This window comes from Intrasporangium calvum, assembly GCF_028446585.1.
Lineage (GTDB): Bacteria > Actinomycetota > Actinomycetes > Actinomycetales > Dermatophilaceae > Intrasporangium > Intrasporangium calvum_A.
Genome location: NZ_JAPFQL010000132.1, coordinates 1 through 5,110, shown reverse-complemented (window position 1 = coordinate 5,110; position 5,110 = coordinate 1). Strand labels below are relative to the sequence as shown.

The 5,110-nt window shown below is 72.1% G+C and carries 5 protein-coding genes; 4 read left to right on the top strand and 1 reads right to left on the bottom strand.

Features of this window, described 5'->3' with window-relative positions; genetic code table 11:
• The first annotated feature begins 66 nt into the window (after nucleotides 1-66).
• Nucleotides 67-1,269 (top strand): quinolinate synthase NadA, encoded by a 1,203-nt coding sequence (gene nadA / locus OO014_RS18795; protein WP_272463856.1) that lies wholly within the window; start codon nucleotides 67-69, stop codon nucleotides 1,267-1,269.
• A 4-nt stretch (nucleotides 1,270-1,273) separates the two neighbouring features.
• On the top strand, nucleotides 1,274-2,065 hold the full coding sequence (locus OO014_RS18790) for a metallophosphoesterase family protein (RefSeq protein ID WP_272463855.1): 792 nt from the start codon (nucleotides 1,274-1,276) through the stop codon (nucleotides 2,063-2,065).
• A gap of 98 nt (nucleotides 2,066-2,163) precedes the next feature.
• Here OO014_RS18790 and OO014_RS18785 read toward each other — a convergent pair whose 3' ends face one another.
• The gene (locus OO014_RS18785; protein ID WP_272463857.1) at nucleotides 2,164-3,528 is read right to left on the bottom strand and encodes a dipeptidase; all 1,365 of its coding nucleotides are present in this window, start codon (nucleotides 3,526-3,528) and stop codon (nucleotides 2,164-2,166) included.
• A 78-nt stretch (nucleotides 3,529-3,606) separates the two neighbouring features.
• On the opposite strand from OO014_RS18785, the gene OO014_RS18780 reads away from it, so the two are divergent.
• Entirely contained in the window at nucleotides 3,607-4,410 is an 804-nt protein-coding gene (locus OO014_RS18780) for a methyltransferase domain-containing protein (RefSeq protein WP_272463854.1), read from the top strand.
• 69 nt (nucleotides 4,411-4,479) lie between these two features.
• Nucleotides 4,480-5,046, top strand: a complete 567-nt coding sequence (locus tag OO014_RS18775) for a protein-L-isoaspartate O-methyltransferase family protein (RefSeq protein WP_272463853.1) — start codon at nucleotides 4,480-4,482, stop codon at nucleotides 5,044-5,046.
• The last annotated feature ends 64 nt before the right edge of the window (nucleotides 5,047-5,110 follow it).

Sequence of the window (5,110 nt, the reverse complement as noted above, 5' to 3'; positions counted from 1 at the left end):
CGGGACGGAGGGAGGCGCGCCGGGACCAGTGGGCAGGAAGGGGGCTCAGCGGCATACCCTTTGCGCATGACGACGGACATGGCGGCCCCCTCCGCACCCCTGCCCCTGCTCGTCCTCGGTCAGGGCACCGACCTGCACACGGAACGCGGCGTGGAGTGTCCCGGCGACCTCCCCGCGCCCTCCGACCCCGACCTCGTCGAGCGCGCTCGCGCCGCCAAGGCCGCCCTGGGGGACCGCGTCTTCGTGCTCGGCCACCACTACCAGCGCGACGAGGTCATCCAGTTCGCCGACGTCACGGGCGACTCCTTCAAGCTGGCGCGCGATGCCGCCGCACGCCCTGACGCGCCCTACATCGTCTTCTGCGGCGTGCACTTCATGGCTGAGTCGGCCGACATCCTCACGAGCGACGAGCAGACGGTGATCCTGCCCGACCTGGCCGCGGGCTGCTCGATGGCCGACATGGCCGCGATCGCCCAGGTCGAGGACGCCTGGGAGCAGCTCCAGGCGGCCGGGGTGGCCGACCGGACCGTCCCGGTCACCTACATGAACTCCTCCGCCGCGATCAAGGCCTTCACGGGGCGGCACGGCGGCACCGTCTGCACGAGCTCCAACGCGCGCACCGCGCTCGACTGGGCGTTCGAGCAGGTCGGCGGCGTCGCCGGTGACGGCAAGGTGCTCTTCCTCCCCGACCAGCACCTCGGCCGCAACACCGCCGTCCGCGAGCTCGGCCTCTCGCTCGACGACTGCGTCGTCTGGGATCCGCACCGCCCCAACGGCGGCCTGACCCCCGAGCAGCTCGGCGCGGCGCGGATGATCCTGTGGCGCGGGCACTGCTCGGTGCACGGGCGGTTCACCGTCGACGCGGTCGAGACGGCTCGGCGGGAGATCCCCGGCGTCAAGGTCATCGTCCACCCCGAGTGCCGCCACGAGGTCGTCGAGCTCGCCGACGAGGTCGGTTCGACCGAGAAGATCATCAAGACCATCGCGGCCGCCCCCGACGGCACCGCCTGGGTCGTCGGCACCGAGCTCAACCTCGTCAAGCGGCTCGCTCAGCAGTTCCCCGGCCAGCGGATCGCCTTCCTGGAGAAGAACGTCTGCTACTGCTCGACCATGAACCGGATCGACCTGCCGCATCTCGTGTGGGCGCTCGAGTCGCTCGTCGAGGGCCGGGTCGTCAACCCGATCGTCGTCGACAGCCAGGTCGCCGCTGACGCCCGCATCGCGCTCGACCGCATGCTGGCGCTGCCCGGCATCACCCACAAGGACTGACGGGGTGGCATCGGGGGCCGCACACCACGACCGGATCGCAGTCATCTCGGACGTCCACGGCAACGTCACCGCGCTCGAAGCGGTCCTCGCCGACATCGTTGCGCGAGGCATCACGCGGATCCTCAACCTCGGCGACGTCGTCGGGAAGGGGCCGCGCGGCTCCGAGGCGATCAAGCTGACCCGCGAGACGTGCGAGGTCACCGTCCGGGGCAACTGGGACACCTTCATCTCCCGCGACCCGGTGCAGCCCTTCGAGGGCGGGCAGTGGGCGCGTGACGAGCTGACCGAGGACGACATCCGCTGGCTCGCCGCGCTGCCCAACACGCACGAGCTCATCATGAGCGGCAAGCGGATCCGGCTCTTCCACGCCTCGCAGACGAGCGAGTTCGTGCGCGTGCGGGTCACCCACACGCACGAGGAGTTCCTCGGGATGTTCACCAACACCGACTTCACCGGCTCGTTCCGCGCCGGGCAGTGGCCGGACGACACGACGCCCGACGTCGTCGGCTACGGGGACATCCACAGCACGTTCCTCGAGGCCGACGAGGGACTCACGCTCTTCAACGCGGGTGCCGTCGGCAACCACCTCGACGCCCCCACAGCGCCCTACGTGATCCTCGAGGGCAAGCTGGACTCCCCTGCGCCCGAGGCCTTCTCGATCAACTTCGTGCGGGTCCCCTATGACATCGAGGCCGAGGTCGCGGTGGCGCGAGACCTCGGGATGCCGGACCTCGAGGCCTACGCCCTCGAGCTGCGCGAGGGCATCTACCGCGGCAACGGCACCCCTTCCGCCTGACCTGTCCCAGCCCGTATGCCGCTGAGCCGGCTCTCAGCGGGGGGCCGGCTCAGCGGGGGGCCGGCTCAGCGGGGGGCCAGCTCAGCAGCGGGCGGGCCTCAGGAGCGCGTGGCGCCGAGACGCGCGAGGAAGATCGCCTCGGCCGCGCAGACCCGGGCGAACTCCTCGAGGTGGAGCGACTCGTTGGCGCCATGCGCCCGCGTGTCGGGGTCCTCGACACCGGTGACGATGATCGCGGCCTGCGGGAAGCGCGCCGCGAAGTCGGAGATGAAGGGGATGGAGCCGCCGACACCCATGTCCACCGGCTCGACACCCCAGGCATCGCGGAACGACGCCCGGGCCTGGTCGTAGAGCGGGCCGTTGGCGTCCGCCGCGAAACCGGAGCCGTGCTCCTCGAGCTCGACCGTGACCTTCGCCCCCCAGGGCGCGTGGTCGAGCAGGTGCTGCTGGAGCAGCTCGAACGCCGCGAGCGGGTCCTGGGTCGGTGCCAGTCGCATCGAGACCTTGGCGGCAGCGCGTGCCGCGAGGGTGTTGGAGGCCTTCGCCACGGAGGTGACGTCCATGCCGATCGTCGTGATGGACGGCTTGTTCCACAGCCGCGTGAGGATCGAGCCCGTGCCGATGAGCTCGACACCGTCGAGCAGGCCGGACTCGGCGCGGAAGCGGGCCTCGTCGTAGTCCAGGTCCGCCGCCTCGCCGACCTCCAGGCCCTGCACGGCGACGTTGCCCTCGTCGTCGTGCAAGGTGGCGAGCAGCTTGATCAGGGCCGTCACCGCGTCCGGGGCCGGCCCACCGAACATCCCCGAGTGCACCGAGTGGTCGAGGGTCTCGACGCGCACGACGACGCGGATGCCGCCCCGTAGCGTCGTCGTCAGCGCGGGCGTGCCGATGGCCCAGTTGCCGGAGTCGGCGATGACGATGGCGTCGGCCGCGAGCCGGTCGCCGTGCCGCTCGAGGATCGCGGGAAGCGAGGGTGAACCGGACTCCTCCTCACCCTCGACGAAGACGGTCACGCCCACGGGCAGGCTCCCCCGGTGGGCACGCAGGGCGGCGATGTGGGCGAGGACCCCGGCCTTGTCGTCCGCGGCCCCGCGGCCGTAGAGCCGCCCGTCGCGCTCGATCGGCTCGAACGGTGCGCTGTCCCAGTCGCCCTCGTCTCCCGGCGGCTGCACGTCGTGGTGGGCGTAGAGGGTCACCGTCGGCGCGCCCTCCGGACCGTCGATGTGGCCGATGACGGCCGGACGACCACCCTCGCTGACCACCTCGACCTCGAGGCCCTCGGCTCGCAGCAGCTCCGCCACGGCCTCGGCGCTCCGAGCGACCTCGGCCTGGTCGAAGCTGGCTGCGGAGACGCTGGGGATGCGCACGAGCGCCTCGAGGTCGGCGCGGACCTCGGGCATGAGCGCGTCGACCCGCTCGCGGATCTGCTGGATCTGGTCTGCGGTGAGAACGTCGTCGGTCAGGTCAGTCACGAGGCCGACCCTACCGACTCCCCCGCGACGTCGGGTGCCGGGGCGACGGTCCCCGGGTAGCGTCGCAGCGTGGCGGACAACACCTTTCGTGGAGGGATGGACCCGTGGCTCGAGCGACTGGGCAACCTGCGCAACGTCGTGCGGCAGGAGATGGTGGGCCGCCAGCTGGGTGAGCACCTCGGTGCTCACCCCCTGCGCGTGCTCGACGTCGGTGCCGGGCAGGGCACCCAGGCAGTGCGGCTCGCCGCGGCCGGCCATCACGTCACGGCCGTGGAGCCCGACGGGCGGATGCGAGAGGCCTTCGCGACGTATGCCGCCGGGCTGGCCGAGCCCGCTGACATCAGGCTCCTTCCCGGTGACCTCCAGACCCTGGGTGCCGTCCTCGGCGACGACGCCCTGTTCGACGCCGTCCTCTGCCACGGGGTCCTCATGTACCTTCCCGACGCGAGTGACGCCGTGGCTCGCCTCGCCGCCCGCGTGGCGCCGAACGGCTTCCTCTCCCTCGTGGCCCGCAACGGGCCGGCCATGGCGTGGCGCCCCTCGATCCGCGGCGACTGGCCTGCCGCCCTGACGATGCTCGACGAGATCCAGGCTGCGTCGGCGCAGGGCCGAGACGCCCGGTACGTCAACGAGATCGGCGTCCCGGCGCGGGCGGACTCCCTCGACTCGCTCACCGCCCACTGTGACGCTGCTGGACTGCGTGTGGAGGCGTGGTACGGCATCCGGGTGGCGTCGGACGGGGTGCCCGTCGACGCCCCCACGCCCCCGCCCGACGAGCTCACCCTGATCCTCGACGTCGAGGAGCGACTCGGCCGGACCGACCCCTACCGCGCGCTCGGCACGCTCCTGCACGTGATCGCCCGCCGGCCCTGACCCAGCCCCACACCGCACCTGGTCGACACAGGTCGGCCCGGCTCGACGCTGCTCGGGCAGAATCGACCCATGGACGCCCGCGTCGCCGCCGCCCTGAGGGCACACCCGCGCGACCGGTTCCTGCCGGAGGCCGTCCGCTACCGGGCTGACCACGACGGGCCGATCCAGATCGGCCACGGGCAGACGTGCTCGCAGCCGCGGACGGTCGCCACGATGCTCGAGCTGCTGCAGGTCCTGCCCGGCCAACGGGTCCTCGACGTCGGGGCGGGCAGCGGGTGGACGACCGCCCTGCTCGCCCACCTCGTCGGCGACACCGGGACGGTCCTCGGCGTCGAGATCGTCTCCGAGCTCGTCGACGTCGGCCGGGCGAACCTCGCGGCAGAACGCGTCGTCGGGGCCAGGATCGAACGGGCGCAGCCCGGCGTGCTCGGCGCACCGAGCGCGGGCCCCTTCGACCGGATCCTCGTCTCCGCGGACCCGCGGCGCCTACCGCGCGAGCTCGTCGACCAGCTCGGCGAGGGCGGCCGCATGGTCATCCCGATCGACGGGTGGCTGACCCTCCTCGAGCAGGACGCCGGGGAGGTTCGTACCAGCCGCCACGGCCCCTACCGATTCGTGCCTCTGGTGCGAGGCTGAAGGTCCTGGACCTGGAGTCCCCTTCGCGCACCGCAAGGCTCGAGGCATCGAAGGACTGAGGCGG

Bases quoted from the DNA above. Each gene is read 5' to 3' on its own strand.
- nadA (WP_272463856.1), top strand. From the start codon at position 67: ATGACGACGGACATGGCGGCCCCCTCCGCACCCCTGCCCCTGCTCGTC.
- OO014_RS18775 (WP_272463853.1), top strand. From the start codon at position 4,480: ATGGACGCCCGCGTCGCCGCCGCCCTGAGGGCACACCCGCGCGACCGG.